The sequence below is a fragment of the Escherichia sp. Marseille-Q3837 genome, from assembly GCF_916618735.1.
In the GTDB taxonomy this organism is placed as follows: Bacteria; Pseudomonadota; Gammaproteobacteria; order Enterobacterales; family Enterobacteriaceae; genus Escherichia; species Escherichia ruysiae.
Genome location: NZ_CAKAKC010000001.1, coordinates 1 through 13389 on the forward strand (window position 1 = coordinate 1; position 13389 = coordinate 13389).

Sequence of the window (13389 nt, forward strand, 5' to 3'; positions counted from 1 at the left end):
TGTGTTAGGCCTGCCGCCAGCGTTCAATCTGAGCCATGATCAAACTCTTCAATTTAAAAGTTTGATGCTCAAAGAATTAAACTTCGTAATGAATTACGTGTTCACTCTTGAGACTTGGTATTCATTTTTCGTCTTGCGACGTTAAGAATCCGTATCTTCGAGTGCCCACACAGATTGTCTGATAAATTGTTAAAGAGCAATTGCGACGCGGCTTTCAGCTCACTGTCGCGAGGTGGCGTATATTACGCTTTCCTCTTTCAGAGTCAACCCTGAATTTCAGGATTTTTCTCTTTAACCGAACCGGCTGTTTGTGTGAAGTGATTCACATCCGCCGTGTCGATGGAGGCGCATTATAGGGAGTCGTCTCAGGAAGACAAGCGGAAAAATGCATTTTTATTTCAACCGCTCATCTTTTAATCATTACGCCGGTTTTTGCTGCTTTTTTATCGCTTGCGGCAGGTCTGCCAGGCTATTTAACACCCAATCCGCTGCATTTTCTGCTTCAGGCGTAACAGGTTTACCCGTACGCACCAGCACTTTTGTTCCCACGTTCGCCGCAGCCGCTGCCAGCATATCTTCTAATTTATCGCCCACCATATAAGAAGCGGCCATATCAATATGCAAATAATCGCGTGCCGACAAAAGCATCCCAGGATGTGGTTTGCGGCAGTCGCAGACCTGGCGAAACTCTTCAACACTACCCTGCGGATGATGCGGGCAATAATAGATGCCATCCAGATCGACATCTCGATCCGCCAGCGACCAGTCCATCCACTCGGTCAGCGTTTCAAACTGCGCTTCAGTAAATTTACCGCGAGCAATGCCAGACTGGTTGGTTACTACCACCAGCGCAAAGCCCATTTTTTTTAGCTCGCGCATGGCGTCAATAACACCGTCGATAAATTCAAAATTGTCGATCTCATGGACATAGCCGTGATCGACATTAATGGTGCCATCACGGTCAAGAAAAATTGCGGGTACGCTCTTCGCCACCTTTTATAGCTCCTTAATAAGGCATGTGACGCTAGTATCGCATGTTTCGACCTGCAAGAAAGTGCTCTTCGCATAAACCTGATTGATTTAGACGTCTGGATGCCTTAACATCCATTTCATTGACGGCGTTGCCCGTTCCAGGCATTCGAAATGCCACGACTAACTTAATGACGATAATAAATAATCAATGATAAAACTTTCGAATATCACCAAAGTGTTCCACCAGGGCACCCGCACCATCCAGGCGTTGAACAACGTCAGCCTGCATGTGCCAGCTGGACAAATTTATGGCGTTATCGGTGCCTCAGGCGCGGGTAAGAGTACGCTTATACGTTGTGTAAACCTGTTGGAGCGCCCAACCAAGGGTAGCGTGCTGGTCGATGGCCAGGAACTGACCACGCTGTCAGAATCCGAGTTGACCAAAGCTCGTCGCCAGATTGGTATGATTTTCCAGCATTTTAACCTGCTCTCTTCGCGTACTGTTTTTGGCAACGTGGCTCTGCCGCTGGAGCTGGACAATACACCGAAAGACGAGATCAAACGTCGCGTGACGGAATTGCTGTCATTGGTTGGTCTTGGCGATAAGCATGATAGCTACCCGTCGAATCTTTCCGGTGGGCAGAAACAACGTGTGGCGATTGCCCGTGCATTAGCCAGCAATCCCAAAGTATTGCTGTGCGATGAAGCCACCAGCGCGCTGGACCCGGCAACCACGCGTTCTATTCTCGAACTACTAAAAGACATCAACCGCCGTCTGGGTTTGACGATTCTTTTGATCACCCACGAAATGGACGTTGTGAAGCGCATTTGTGATTGTGTGGCAGTCATCAGCAATGGCGAACTGATCGAGCAAGACACGGTAAGCGAAGTGTTCTCGCATCCGAAAACGCCGCTGGCGCAGAAGTTTATTCAGTCAACCCTGCATCTGGATATCCCGGAAGATTATCAGGAACGTCTGCAAGCGGAGCCATTTACTGACTGTGTGCCGATGCTGCGCCTGGAGTTTACCGGCCAGTCGGTCGATGCCCCGCTGCTTTCTGAAACCGCGCGTCGTTTCAACGTCAACAACAACATTATTAGCGCGCAGATGGATTACGCCGGTGGCGTTAAGTTCGGCATTATGCTGACCGAAATGCACGGCACACAACAAGATACGCAAGCCGCTATTGCCTGGCTGCAAGAACACCATGTAAAAGTAGAGGTACTGGGTTATGTCTGAGCCGATGATGTGGCTGCTGGTTCGTGGCGTATGGGAAACGCTGGCAATGACCTTCGTATCCGGTTTTTTTGGCTTTGTGATTGGTCTGCCGGTTGGCGTCCTGCTTTATGTCACGCGTCCGGGGCAAATTATTGCTAACGCGAAGCTTTACCGTACTGTTTCTGCGATTGTGAACATTTTCCGCTCCATCCCGTTCATTATCTTACTGGTATGGATGATTCCGTTTACCCGCGTTATTGTCGGTACATCGATTGGTTTGCAGGCAGCGATTGTTCCGTTAACCGTTGGTGCAGCACCGTTTATTGCCCGTATGGTCGAGAACGCTCTGCTGGAGATCCCAACTGGGTTAATTGAAGCTTCCCGCGCAATGGGTGCCACGCCGATGCAGATCGTCCGTAAGGTGCTGTTACCGGAAGCGCTGCCGGGTCTGGTGAATGCGGCAACTATCACCCTGATTACCCTGGTCGGTTATTCCGCGATGGGTGGTGCAGTCGGTGCCGGTGGTTTAGGTCAGATTGGCTATCAGTATGGCTACATCGGCTATAACGCGACGGTGATGAATACGGTACTGGTATTGCTGGTCATTCTGGTTTATTTAATTCAGTTCGCAGGCGACCGCATCGTCCGGGCTGTCACTCGCAAGTAACGTTCAACACAACATAAATAATTGAAGAAGGAATAAGGTATGGCGTTCAAATTCAAAACCTTTGCGGCAGTGGGAGCCCTGATTGGATCACTGGCACTGGTAGGCTGCGGCCAGGATGAAAAAGATCCGAACCACATTAAAGTCGGCGTGATTGTCGGTGCCGAACAGCAGGTTGCAGAAGTCGCGCAGAAAGTCGCGAAAGACAAATATGGCCTGGACGTTGAGCTGGTAACCTTCAACGACTATGTTCTGCCAAACGAAGCATTGAGCAAAGGCGATATCGACGCTAACGCTTTCCAGCACAAACCGTACCTTGATCAGCAACTGAAAGATCGTGGCTACAAACTGGTCGCTGTAGGCAATACTTTTGTTTATCCAATTGCTGGTTACTCCAAGAAAATCAAATCGCTGGATGAACTGCAGGATGGTTCGCAGGTTGCAGTTCCAAACGATCCGACTAACCTCGGTCGTTCACTGCTGCTGCTGCAAAAAGTGGGCTTGATCAAACTGAAAGATGGCGTTGGCCTGCTGCCGACCGTTCTTGATGTTGTTGAGAACCCAAAAAACCTGAAAATTGTTGAACTGGAAGCACCGCAACTGCCGCGTTCTCTGGACGACGCGCAAATCGCTCTGGCAGTTATCAACACCACCTATGCCAGCCAGATTGGCCTGACTCCGGCGAAAGACGGCATCTTTGTAGAAGACAAAGAGTCCCCGTACGTTAACCTGATCGTAACTCGTGAAGACAACAAAGACGCAGAGAACGTGAAGAAATTCGTGCAGGCTTATCAATCTGATGAAGTGTACGAAGCGGCAAACAAAGTGTTTAACGGCGGCGCTGTTAAAGGCTGGTAATATTTAGGCTGTTTCCACAATTTGTAATATCATTCAGGACGGGCGCTTGCCCGTCTTGTCATTTTTACAAGCGCCTGATTCAATATTGACGTTTTGATCATACATTGAGGAAATACTATGCGTGCTTTACCGATCTGTTTAGTAGCACTCATGCTAAGCGGCTGTTCCATGTTAAGCAGATCCCCTGTCGAACCCGTTCAAAGCACTGCACCCCAGCCGAAAGCGGAGCCTGCAAAACCGAAAGCACCGCGCGCCACGCCGGTCCGAATTTATACCAATGCAGAAGAATTAGTCGGCAAACCGTTCCGCGATCTCGGTGAAGTCAGTGGCGACTCTTGCCAGGCCTCTAATCAGGACTCTCCACCGAGCATTCCAACCGCGCGTAAGCGGATGCAGATCAATGCCTCCAAAATGAAAGCCAATGCTGTTTTACTGCATAGCTGTGAAGTCACCAGCGGTACGCCAGGCTGCTACCGTCAGGCTGTATGTATCGGTTCTGCGCTTAACATTACGGCAAAATGAGCAGTTTCCAGTTTGAGCAAATAGGCGTTATTCGCTCGCCCTATAAAGAAAAATTCGCCGTTCCGCGCCAGCCAGGTCTGGTAAAAAGCGTCAACGGCGAACTGCATCTCATTGCTCCCTACAACCAGGCCGACGCCGTGCGCGGCCTGGAAGCATTCAGCCATTTATGGATCCTTTTCGTCTTTCATCAAACGATGGAAGGCGGCTGGCGTCCGACTGTACGCCCTCCGCGCCTCGGCGGTAACGCCAGAATGGGCGTTTTCGCCACACGCTCTACTTTCCGCCCTAACCCAATTGGTATGTCGCTGGTAGAACTGAAAGAGGTTGTTTGCCATAAAGACAGCGTGATTCTGAAGCTCGGTAGCCTGGATCTGGTTGATGGTACGCCAGTGGTGGATATCAAACCGTATCTCCCCTTTGCCGAATCGCTTCCCGATGCCAGTGCCAGCTATGCGCAAAGTGCGCCAACGGCAGAGATGTCTGTGACCTTTACCGCAGATGTTGAAAAGCAACTATTGATGCTGGAGAAGCGTTATCCGCAGTTAACGCTGTTTATCCGCGAAGTACTGGCGCAGGATCCGCGTCCGGCCTATCGTAAAGGTGAGGAAACGGGCAAAACCTATGCCGTCTGGCTGCATGATTTTAATGTTCGCTGGCGCGTCACCGACGCAGGTTTTGAAGTCTTTGCGCTGGAACCGCGTTAAATTCACGCCCTTCTCTTTTGACATTTCTCCTGCACTGGTAAACTAAATCACTTTTTTTGTCCCAGGCTCACCTTGAGCCTGTTCTACCTTCCAACTGGAACCGTAACAACATGCGTACTAGCCAATACCTGCTCTCCACTCTCAAGGAGACACCTGCCGACGCCGAGGTGATCAGCCATCAGCTGATGCTACGCGCCGGGATGATCCGCAAGCTGGCCTCCGGGTTATATACCTGGCTGCCGACCGGCGTGCGCGTTCTGAAAAAAGTCGAAAACATCGTGCGTGAAGAGATGAACAACGCCGGTGCGATCGAGGTGTCGATGCCGGTGGTTCAGCCAGCCGATTTGTGGCAAGAGAGTGGTCGTTGGGAACAGTACGGTCCGGAACTGCTGCGTTTTGTTGACCGTGGCGAGCGTCCGTTCGTACTCGGCCCAACTCATGAAGAAGTGATCACTGACCTGATTCGTAACGAGCTTAGCTCTTACAAACAGCTGCCGCTGAACTTCTATCAGATCCAGACCAAGTTCCGCGACGAAGTGCGTCCGCGTTTCGGCGTCATGCGCTCCCGCGAATTCCTGATGAAAGATGCTTACTCTTTCCATACTTCTCAGGAATCCCTGCAGGAAACCTACGATGCAATGTATGCGGCCTACAGCAAAATCTTCAGCCGCATGGGGCTGGATTTCCGCGCCGTACAGGCCGACACTGGTTCTATCGGCGGCAGCGCCTCTCACGAATTCCAGGTGCTGGCGCAGAGCGGTGAAGACGATGTGGTCTTCTCCGATACCTCTGACTATGCAGCGAACATTGAACTGGCAGAAGCTATCGCGCCGAAAGAACCGCGCGCTGCTGCTACCCAGGAAATGACGCTGGTTGATACGCCTAACGCGAAAACCATCGCTGAACTGGTTGAACAGTTCAATCTGCCGATTGAGAAAACGGTTAAGACTCTGTTGGTTAAAGCGGTTGAAGGCAGTAGCTTCCCGCTGGTTGCGCTGCTGGTGCGTGGTGACCACGAGCTGAACGAAGTTAAAGCAGAAAAACTGCCACAGGTTGCCAGCCCGCTGACTTTCGCGACCGAAGAAGAAATTCGTGCCGTGGTTAAAGCCGGTCCGGGTTCACTGGGTCCGGTAAACATGCCGATTCCGGTGGTGATTGACCGTACCGTTGCGGCGATGAGTGATTTTGCTGCCGGTGCTAACATTGATGGCAAACACTACTTCGGTATCAACTGGGATCGCGATGTTGCTACCCCGGAAGTTGCTGATATTCGTAATGTAGTGGCTGGCGATCCAAGCCCGGATGGTCAGGGTACGCTGCTGATCAAACGTGGTATCGAAGTCGGTCACATCTTCCAGCTGGGTACTAAGTACTCCGAAGCACTGAAAGCCTCCGTACAGGGCGAAGATGGGCGTAACCAAATTCTGACTATGGGTTGCTACGGTATCGGGGTAACGCGCGTAGTCGCTGCGGCAATTGAGCAGAACTACGACGAACGCGGCATCGTATGGCCTGACGCTATCGCGCCGTTCCAGGTCGCAATTCTGCCGATGAACATGCACAAATCCTTCCGCGTACAGGAGCTTGCTGAGAAACTGTACAGCGAACTGCGCGCGCAGGGCATCGAAGTGCTTCTGGATGACCGTAAAGAGCGTCCGGGCGTGATGTTTGCTGATATGGAACTGATCGGTATTCCGCACACTATTGTGCTTGGCGACCGTAACCTCGACAACGACGATATCGAATACAAATATCGTCGTAACGGCGAGAAACAGTTAATTAAGACTGGTGACATCGTCGAATATCTGGTGAAACAGATTAAAGGCTGATGCCAGAAAGGGTCCTGAATTTCAGGGCCCTTTTTTACATGGATTGTATAAAATGGATAAACCAAAGGCGTACTGCCGCCTGCTTCTCCCCTTCTTTCTTTTACTTTCGGCCTGTACCGTTGATATCAGCCAGCCAGACTCATCAGCAACAGCGGTGGATGCCGAGGCGAAAACATGGGCAGTCAAATTCCAGCATCAAAGCTCTTTCACCGAACAATCAATAAAAGAAATAACCGAGCCTGACCTTAAACCCGGCGATTTGCTGTTCTCCTCAAGCCTTGGGGTAACCTCATTTGGTATCCGCGTCTTCAGCACTTCCTCTGTAAGTCACGTTGCAATATATTTGGGTGAAAATAACGTTGCAGAAGCGACTGGAGATGGCGTCCAGATTGTTCCCCTTAAAAAAGCCATGAAGCACAGTGATAAGCTTTTCGTCTTACGAGTCCCGGATCTTACCCCGCAACAAGCCACAGAAATCACCGCTTTCGCCAATAAAATCAAAGACAGCGGTTACAACTATCGTGGCATTGTCGAGTTCATTCCGTTTATGGTGACTCGCCAGATGTGCTCACTAAATCCTTTTTCCACAGATTTTCGGCAACAGTGCATCAGCGGGCTGGCAAAAGCGCAGTTAAGCGGTGTGGGCGAAGGAGACAAAAAGTCGTGGTTTTGTTCAGAATTTGTCACTGATGCATTTGCCAAAGCCGGGCATCCGCTTACGCTGGCGCAATCGGGCTGGATTAGCCCTGCCGATCTGATGCATATGCGTACTGGCGATGTCTCTGCGTTTAAGCCAGAAACGCAGTTACAGTATGTTGGACACCTGAAGCCTGGGATTTATATCAAGGCGGGTCGCTTTGTTGGGCTGACTCAGTGATGAAAGCCGGAGAATGCTCCGGCTTTCAATTACTGCCCCAAACTACTGCAATCCTGGTTTGGGTAAAATTTCCCTGCCGTATCGGGCGCGAATACTTTGGTCGGCGCACCGGTATCCGGGTTAGCCTCAAGCGTAAAGTGACCTTCTACAGACAGTAACACGGGTTTTTCACTGTTACCGCGAGCAGCCAGGTAGCCACGTTCCAGCTCTGCGTTATTCGCCACCATGAAACGTTTTCCAGTCGCGCAATCAGTAAAGGTCGCCGCATCAGCCATATAAAAATACATGCCACGCAGAGTCATCGGTGTCATGGGGAGGCTGGACTTTGCAGGTTCCAGCGTGTAGTTGAACTGCGACTCAATTGGATTACCTTCACGATCGAGCATCTCCAGCGCATCCCCTTTCGCCCGATAATATGACTTTTCACCTTTGCTGTCGGTTAATACCAGCTTGTCAGCGGTTCGCGCCCATGTACCGTAGGAAGCGAAGGAGGAAGGTTCTTCACGAGCACCGAGATAACGCTCATTCATCACCCAGGTTCCATCTTTTTCGAGGAACAGAGAGGTTTCGATTCCTTCGCAATCGGCACACGGCAGCACGCCGCGCCAACTTTGCGGCATCGGTTTCAGTTCGGCAGCCTGCGCCGGGGAAAGCGTATCGACTTCGGCCCGATTATTACATCCCATCAGTGTAAAGAGGCTGATTACAGCCATCGCTGTCACAATCGCTTTTTTCACCATCCATTCCTTCTTTTTATTCCCGACCGCTGCGCACTTTGCCACGCATCGCCTTCACGCTTGATTTTTGTGCTTTCGATGCCAACCTGCGCTCTTTCGATGCGCGGGTAGGTCGTGTCGGTCGCCGGGCTTTTTGTTCTGTTGTTAATTCTTTAATCACTGTCACCAGCCGGGCCAGCGCCGCTTCGCGGTTCAGCTCCTGGCTGCGGTATTCCTGTGCCTTAATGACTATCACCCCATCGCTGCTAATCAGATGATGGCTGGCGGCGAGCAGGCGCTCTTTGTAATACTCTGACAGGCTGGACGCCCGAATGTCAAAACGCAGATGAATAGCCGTTGAGGTCTTATTAACATGCTGCCCGCCCGCGCCCTGCGCACGAATGGCGGTGATCTCAAGCTCACCATCAGGAATAGCAATATGTCGGGAAATCACAATCATGAAGGTTGTTGCCAGGCGGTTAAGTTCACTTCCAGATTATTCTTATCATCCGATAACCAGATCACGCCATCCTGAATTGTTGCCTGCAGCGTCATGGTACGATCGGCAAAGGCGCTTACTTTCGCCAGTTGCTCGTCATCCAGATACCAGACGGAAAGATTGGCAAACTGCGCGCATTTGCTCTGATTTTGCTGCCACCAGATTTGCGCCGCCCGACTATTATAGGCAAACAGCGCCACTTCTGCGGCCTGGGTGCAGGCTTTCTTAACCCGCCGCTCATCCGGCAGCCCCAGCTCAATCCACAAATCAATGCCCAGGTGATCGTTACGCAGCCACGCTTCCGGCTCATCATCGGCACACAAGCCACGGGTAAATTGCAGACGTTCATCGGCATATTTCAGCCACGCCAGCAGGCGCAGCATCATACGCTCCTGGGTTTCTGAAGGATGGCGCGCCAGCGTCAGAGAGGCATCGAGAAACTGGTTGCGGTCGAGATCGGCCACATTAACCGTCGCTTTATAAATTGTCGCTTTAAGCGCCATAAGAAAACTCCTTTCGAATCAGGAGGCCATTGTAACGGAATACGTGCAGTTGCGGCGCTGATATTGCAGAAATGAGTGTGGTATAGTCACCTTGCGAAACAGAGTTTATCTTCGTAGGCTTAGACTTGCATCCACGGTTAAGTCAGAGTGCTGACAGGAGGGCATGTGGAAAAATATTGTGAGTTAATACGCAAGCGGTACGCGGAAATCGCCAGCGGAGACTTAGGATACGTTCCGGACGCGCTGGGCTGCGTTTTGAAAGTGCTGAATGAAATGGCTGCCGACGACGCCCTTTCTGAGGCTGTCAGGGAAAAAGCAGCATACGCTGCGGCAAACTTACTGGTGAGCGATTATGTCAATGAATGATACGTATCAACCAATCAATTGTGATGATTACGATAATCTTGAGCTCGCCTGCCAGCATCATTTAATGCTGACACTTGAGATGAAAGATGGCGAAAAATTGCAGGGGAAGGCCAGCGATTTAGTCTCCCGCAAAAATGTGGAGTATCTGGTCGTCGAAGCCGCTGGCGAAACCCGCGAGCTGCGTCTGGATAAAATTACCAGCTTTAGCCATCCGGAAATCGGTACGGTGGTGGTGAGCGAGTCCTGATTCACTTTTGCCGGATGCGACGTTTGATACGTCTTATCCGGCTTTCACTTAACCAAGCGTTTCTCTGCCAGACAAAACTTACGCCATTCTCATCTTCAGCCACACCGTCTTGCGTCACAAAAATCCCCGCCGCCGCAATCAGCGTTTCGCCATAAAACAGTAGTGGCGTGGTGTCACGTAGCCACGGCGGCACGCCCAGCTCCTGCCAGATTTTCTTTAGCTTGCGCCCGCCGTTGCGCCCGACAATATGCAGCAATCCTGGCGCTTTAAAACGCACGCTGACCGCTTCGTCTGCACGCGGAGGGCGAATATCTCCACCCGCAATAAGTTGCACACTTCCCAGACTTGCCGGTAATTCCAGCGGCTGTTGCCACGCCTGCCACGGCACAACCGTTTCGCTTTGTCCGGCAACGGATTTAATCCACCACAATTGCGACTGATAGCGACGTATTTCAAACGCACCAAATCGCAAGCAAGGAGAAGCATCTTCTCGCGCCAGCGCCACTTCCTTCCAGATCCGCACCAGCGCGTCGCGGGAAGGCATCGGAGCATTCTGCCCTGCCAGCCAGCGGCGGATAATCGCCGCTCGACGGGCGTCGCTCATCGTCATCATTGGCGCAATCTGCAACGTCCCCTGCGGCGTTTGACAGTGCGCTAAATCATCCGCCAGCAGTTCATCTAACAGGCTCTCTTGTTCAGCGCAAAGTGCGGCGCTGCGAGCCGTTGCTTCGGTAAAATGCGGCCAACGCTGCTGCAATAACGGCACCACGCGCAGACGCAGGAAGTTACGATCGTATGAGTCGTCCTGATTACTTTCGTCTTCAATCCAGCGTAAATCATGCTCACGGGCCCACAGCTCCAGTTCTCCCCGCGTGCGAGCGAGCAACGGGCGGATAAGCCGCGTTCCGGCAAAATCGGAGACTTCCCCCATAGCCGAAAGCCCGGCAGGGCCGCTACCGCGTTTTAGCGCCAGCAGAAAGGTTTCACATTGATCGTCAAGATGCTGCGCGGTAACCAGCACTTCGCCAGGCAGAAGTGTACGGGTAAATGCCTGATAACGCGCCTGCCGCGCCTGGGCCTCAATGCCTAGCCCCTCTTGCGCAAGTTGTACGCGCTCGACCACCAGCGGCACCTGCCAATGCTGGCAGATGTTCTCGCAATGCGTAACCCAGGCATCGGCATTGGCACTTAAACCGTGATGCACATGGATAGCGCGTAGAGTGACGCCTGGATTTTCCGCCCGCCACTGCACCAACTGATGCAGCAGAACGGTGGAGTCAAGCCCGCCGCTAAAGGCCACCAAAATCTGGCGGGAGGTGAGAAGTTGTCTATTGAGCGTGAGTGTCATGATGGTGGAAATCTACAAGGTCGTTGCCCGGCACGTTACCGGGCAAATGCGGCAATGACAAGCCTTACTGCTCATACAGTTCCAGCGGCAGCCCGTCAGGATCGTTAAAGAAGGTGAACCGTTTTTGCGTGTATGGATCGACACGTATGGCTTCACACTTCACGTTATGGCTTTCAAGGTGCGCCACTGCCACATCGATATCATCAACACTAAACGCCAGATGCCGCAAGCCGCAGGCTTCCGGTCGGCTGGGGCGCTCCGGCGGGAACGGAAATGAGAAAAGTTCAATCACATATTGCCCGTTAAGCGCCAAATCCCCTTTCCACGAATCGCGCTCTTCACGATAGACTTCGCTTTGCAGCGTGAAGCCGAGAATATCGCAGTAGAAAGCTTTGCTCACCGCATAATCCGTCGCAATAATCGCAATATGGTGAACCTGTTTTAAACCCAACATAGAATCTCCTGCATTGATATGATACGCACGTGCATCGCGATATATTGATAATACGCATAAATTGCAGGAAAGATGAATCAGACATTTACACTGACTTTAAAACAACATCTCAAACGCCTGTAATAGCGGTTGAGATGCGGTTTGGTGAAGCGTTTTACGGGAGATTACTCTGCGCTATTCTTGCTAACACTCTCAGCAATGCGGCGCAAATATTCGTTATTCTTAAACGCTATCATAATTAATTCGAAAGTCATACGACAGCTTATAAGACCAATGACGGTATAAGCTAACCCTAAGAGAAAGTTTCCGCTAAATATGGAGAAGACACCGCCTATCAGTGTCAGCACCATAGCCAGCCAGTAAAAAAACACCAGCACACGCGGCATAAGAAGACGATCAAATCCTAAAATTGCTTTCATATTTTATCCTTAAAAATTCTATGAGCCTGATAAATTTATATTATTTTTAACCACTGTGTATATTGGTATATGCCTCCGAAATCGGAGTTATCAACATGAGTTCAAGAATTTTTGGGATGGGGAAAATGAAAGTGAGATTATCTAAATGTATTTATAATATGACTAAATAAACTACATACAAAAAAGGTCACCGAAGTGACCCTTTTCAGAACATTTGCTGATTACGCGTAGCCGTAGCTCATCAGGCGCTGATAACGACGATTTTTTAAATCTTCAGTGCTTAACACGTCGAGATCGGCCAGATCCGCCAGCAGTTGCGCTTTCAAAGACGCCGCCATCGCTTCCGGGTTACGGTGAGCGCCGCCCAGCGGTTCCGGGATGATGGAGTCGATCAATTTCAGTTCTTTCAGACGCGGAGCGATGATGCCCATCGCTTCAGCCGCCAGCGGCGCTTTATCGGCGCTCTTCCACAGAATGGACGCACAACCTTCCGGCGAGATAACAGAATAGGTGCTGTATTGCAGCATATTCACTTTATCGCCCACGCCAATCGCCAGCGCGCCGCCAGAACCACCTTCACCAATAACGGTACAAATAGTCGGTACGCTCAGGCGAGACATTTCACGCAGGTTGCGTGCGATGGCTTCTGACTGACCACGCTCTTCTGCGCCCACGCCCGGATATGCCCCCGGTGTGTCGATAAAGGTGATGATTGGCATCTTAAAGCGTTCAGCCATTTGCATCAGACGCAGTGCTTTGCGGTAACCTTCTGGCGCTGGCATACCAAAATTACGGCGAATTTTCTCTTTGGTTTCACGACCTTTCTGGTGACCAATAATCATCACCGGACGACCATCAAGACGTGCGATGCCACCGACGATAGCTTTGTCATCTGCATACGCGCGGTCACCTGCCAGTTCGTCAAATTCATCAAATGCCAGGCGAACGTAATCCAGGGTATAAGGACGCTGTGGATGGCGAGCCAGTTGCGCAATTTGCCATGCACCGAGATCGGCGAAGATTTTACGCGTCAGTTCTACGCTTTTTTCACGCAGACGATGCACTTCTTCATCGATGTTAATATCCAGTTTCTCATCCTGGCGGCTAACCGCAGTCAGAGAATCGATTTTCGCTTCCAGCTCTGCAATCGGCTGTTCAAAATCAAGGAAATTCAGACTCATAGTATTCCTGT

At 51.1% G+C, this 13389-nt stretch carries 17 protein-coding genes; 9 read left to right on the plus strand and 8 right to left on the minus strand.

Features of this window, described 5'->3' with window-relative positions; all coding sequences use genetic code 11:
- Positions 1–420: 420 nt before the first annotated feature.
- Positions 421–993: a D-glycero-beta-D-manno-heptose 1,7-bisphosphate 7-phosphatase gene (gene gmhB / locus LG381_RS00005; protein ID WP_032224508.1), complete on the minus strand. Its 573-nt coding sequence runs from the start codon at positions 991–993 to the stop codon at positions 421–423.
- Between the two features lie 187 nt (positions 994–1180).
- Between gmhB and metN the strand changes: the two genes are divergently transcribed.
- From metN to LG381_RS00040, 7 genes are all read left to right on the plus strand, one after another.
- Complete coding sequence (gene metN / locus LG381_RS00010) at positions 1181–2212, plus strand: methionine ABC transporter ATP-binding protein MetN (RefSeq protein WP_000594012.1); 1032 nt, start codon at positions 1181–1183, stop codon at positions 2210–2212.
- Entirely contained in the window at positions 2205–2858 is a 654-nt protein-coding gene (locus LG381_RS00015; protein ID WP_001294600.1) for a methionine ABC transporter permease MetI, read from the plus strand. The genes metN and LG381_RS00015 overlap by 8 nt, the downstream gene beginning before the upstream one ends.
- A gap of 39 nt (positions 2859–2897) precedes the next feature.
- Positions 2898–3713, plus strand: coding sequence for a methionine ABC transporter substrate-binding lipoprotein MetQ (gene metQ / locus LG381_RS00020; protein WP_000874226.1), 816 nt, complete (start codon positions 2898–2900; stop codon positions 3711–3713).
- A gap of 117 nt (positions 3714–3830) precedes the next feature.
- On the plus strand, positions 3831–4235 hold the full coding sequence (gene rcsF / locus LG381_RS00025) for an Rcs stress response system protein RcsF (protein WP_001202329.1): 405 nt from the start codon (positions 3831–3833) through the stop codon (positions 4233–4235).
- Complete coding sequence (tsaA, locus tag LG381_RS00030; protein WP_032224505.1) at positions 4232–4939, plus strand: tRNA (N6-threonylcarbamoyladenosine(37)-N6)-methyltransferase TrmO; 708 nt, start codon at positions 4232–4234, stop codon at positions 4937–4939. The genes rcsF and tsaA overlap by 4 nt, the downstream gene beginning before the upstream one ends.
- Positions 4940–5049: 110 nt before the next feature.
- Positions 5050–6768, plus strand: a complete 1719-nt coding sequence (gene proS, locus LG381_RS00035) for a proline--tRNA ligase (RefSeq protein ID WP_001260712.1) — start codon at positions 5050–5052, stop codon at positions 6766–6768.
- 52 nt (positions 6769–6820) lie between these two features.
- Positions 6821–7645, plus strand: coding sequence for a YaeF family permuted papain-like enzyme (locus tag LG381_RS00040; protein ID WP_222680645.1), 825 nt, complete (start codon positions 6821–6823; stop codon positions 7643–7645).
- 29 nt (positions 7646–7674) lie between these two features.
- Here LG381_RS00040 and nlpE read toward each other — a convergent pair whose 3' ends face one another.
- From nlpE to LG381_RS00055, 3 genes are read right to left on the minus strand one after another with little or no spacing between them, the layout of a single operon-like run.
- Positions 7675–8385: an envelope stress response activation lipoprotein NlpE gene (gene nlpE / locus LG381_RS00045; RefSeq protein ID WP_225762962.1), complete on the minus strand. Its 711-nt coding sequence runs from the start codon at positions 8383–8385 to the stop codon at positions 7675–7677.
- A gap of 13 nt (positions 8386–8398) precedes the next feature.
- Positions 8399–8821 carry an alternative ribosome rescue aminoacyl-tRNA hydrolase ArfB gene (arfB, locus tag LG381_RS00050; RefSeq protein ID WP_225761882.1) on the minus strand — a complete coding sequence of 141 codons (423 nt, stop codon included), beginning with the start codon at positions 8819–8821 and terminating at the stop codon, positions 8399–8401.
- Positions 8818–9363 (minus strand): YaeQ family protein, encoded by a 546-nt coding sequence (locus tag LG381_RS00055; RefSeq protein ID WP_001185297.1) that lies wholly within the window; start codon positions 9361–9363, stop codon positions 8818–8820. Before LG381_RS00055 ends, arfB begins: the two co-directional genes overlap by 4 nt.
- Before the next feature lie 165 nt (positions 9364–9528).
- On the opposite strand from LG381_RS00055, the gene LG381_RS00060 reads away from it, so the two are divergent.
- Both LG381_RS00060 and rof read left to right on the plus strand, forming a co-directional pair.
- A complete protein-coding gene (locus tag LG381_RS00060; protein WP_000417058.1) occupies positions 9529–9729 on the plus strand; it encodes a YaeP family protein in 201 nt (66 codons plus the stop codon).
- Positions 9716–9976, plus strand: coding sequence for a Rho-binding antiterminator (gene rof / locus LG381_RS00065; RefSeq protein ID WP_000062320.1), 261 nt, complete (start codon positions 9716–9718; stop codon positions 9974–9976). Before LG381_RS00060 ends, rof begins: the two co-directional genes overlap by 14 nt.
- 1 nt (position 9977) lies before the next feature.
- On the opposite strand, the gene tilS is transcribed toward rof, so the two are convergent.
- The 4 genes from tilS to accA all read right to left on the minus strand — a co-directional run bounded on the left by tilS (position 9978) and on the right by accA (position 13378).
- Positions 9978–11324 (minus strand): tRNA lysidine(34) synthetase TilS, encoded by a 1347-nt coding sequence (gene tilS / locus LG381_RS00070; protein ID WP_225761883.1) that lies wholly within the window; start codon positions 11322–11324, stop codon positions 9978–9980.
- Positions 11325–11388: 64 nt separating this feature from the next.
- Positions 11389–11778, minus strand: a complete 390-nt coding sequence (locus LG381_RS00075) for a VOC family protein (protein ID WP_105290115.1) — start codon at positions 11776–11778, stop codon at positions 11389–11391.
- A 164-nt stretch (positions 11779–11942) separates the two neighbouring features.
- Positions 11943–12197 carry a DUF4282 domain-containing protein gene (locus LG381_RS00080; protein WP_000644313.1) on the minus strand — a complete coding sequence of 85 codons (255 nt, stop codon included), beginning with the start codon at positions 12195–12197 and terminating at the stop codon, positions 11943–11945.
- Positions 12198–12418: 221 nt separating this feature from the next.
- Positions 12419–13378 carry an acetyl-CoA carboxylase carboxyl transferase subunit alpha gene (gene accA, locus LG381_RS00085; protein WP_000055746.1) on the minus strand — a complete coding sequence of 320 codons (960 nt, stop codon included), beginning with the start codon at positions 13376–13378 and terminating at the stop codon, positions 12419–12421.
- Positions 13379–13389: the final 11 nt, after the last annotated feature.

What these genes read in the sequence shown, in the direction of transcription:
- tsaA (WP_032224505.1), top strand. Translation starts at nt 4,232, where the DNA reads ATGAGCAGTTTCCAGTTTGAGCAAATAGGCGTTATTCGCTCGCCCTAT.
- rof (WP_000062320.1), top strand. Translation starts at nt 9,716, where the DNA reads ATGTCAATGAATGATACGTATCAACCAATCAATTGTGATGATTACGAT.
- LG381_RS00075 (WP_105290115.1), bottom strand. Translation starts at nt 11,778, where the DNA reads ATGTTGGGTTTAAAACAGGTTCACCATATTGCGATTATTGCGACGGAT.
- proS (WP_001260712.1), top strand. Translation starts at nt 5,050, where the DNA reads ATGCGTACTAGCCAATACCTGCTCTCCACTCTCAAGGAGACACCTGCC.
- arfB (WP_225761882.1), bottom strand. Translation starts at nt 8,821, where the DNA reads ATGATTGTGATTTCCCGACATATTGCTATTCCTGATGGTGAGCTTGAG.
- metQ (WP_000874226.1), top strand. Translation starts at nt 2,898, where the DNA reads ATGGCGTTCAAATTCAAAACCTTTGCGGCAGTGGGAGCCCTGATTGGA.
- metN (WP_000594012.1), top strand. Translation starts at nt 1,181, where the DNA reads ATGATAAAACTTTCGAATATCACCAAAGTGTTCCACCAGGGCACCCGC.
- tilS (WP_225761883.1), bottom strand. Translation starts at nt 11,324, where the DNA reads ATGACACTCACGCTCAATAGACAACTTCTCACCTCCCGCCAGATTTTG.
- LG381_RS00015 (WP_001294600.1), top strand. Translation starts at nt 2,205, where the DNA reads ATGTCTGAGCCGATGATGTGGCTGCTGGTTCGTGGCGTATGGGAAACG.
- LG381_RS00055 (WP_001185297.1), bottom strand. Translation starts at nt 9,363, where the DNA reads ATGGCGCTTAAAGCGACAATTTATAAAGCGACGGTTAATGTGGCCGAT.
- accA (WP_000055746.1), bottom strand. Translation starts at nt 13,378, where the DNA reads ATGAGTCTGAATTTCCTTGATTTTGAACAGCCGATTGCAGAGCTGGAA.
- nlpE (WP_225762962.1), bottom strand. Translation starts at nt 8,385, where the DNA reads ATGGTGAAAAAAGCGATTGTGACAGCGATGGCTGTAATCAGCCTCTTT.
- rcsF (WP_001202329.1), top strand. Translation starts at nt 3,831, where the DNA reads ATGCGTGCTTTACCGATCTGTTTAGTAGCACTCATGCTAAGCGGCTGT.
- LG381_RS00040 (WP_222680645.1), top strand. Translation starts at nt 6,821, where the DNA reads ATGGATAAACCAAAGGCGTACTGCCGCCTGCTTCTCCCCTTCTTTCTT.
- LG381_RS00080 (WP_000644313.1), bottom strand. Translation starts at nt 12,197, where the DNA reads ATGAAAGCAATTTTAGGATTTGATCGTCTTCTTATGCCGCGTGTGCTG.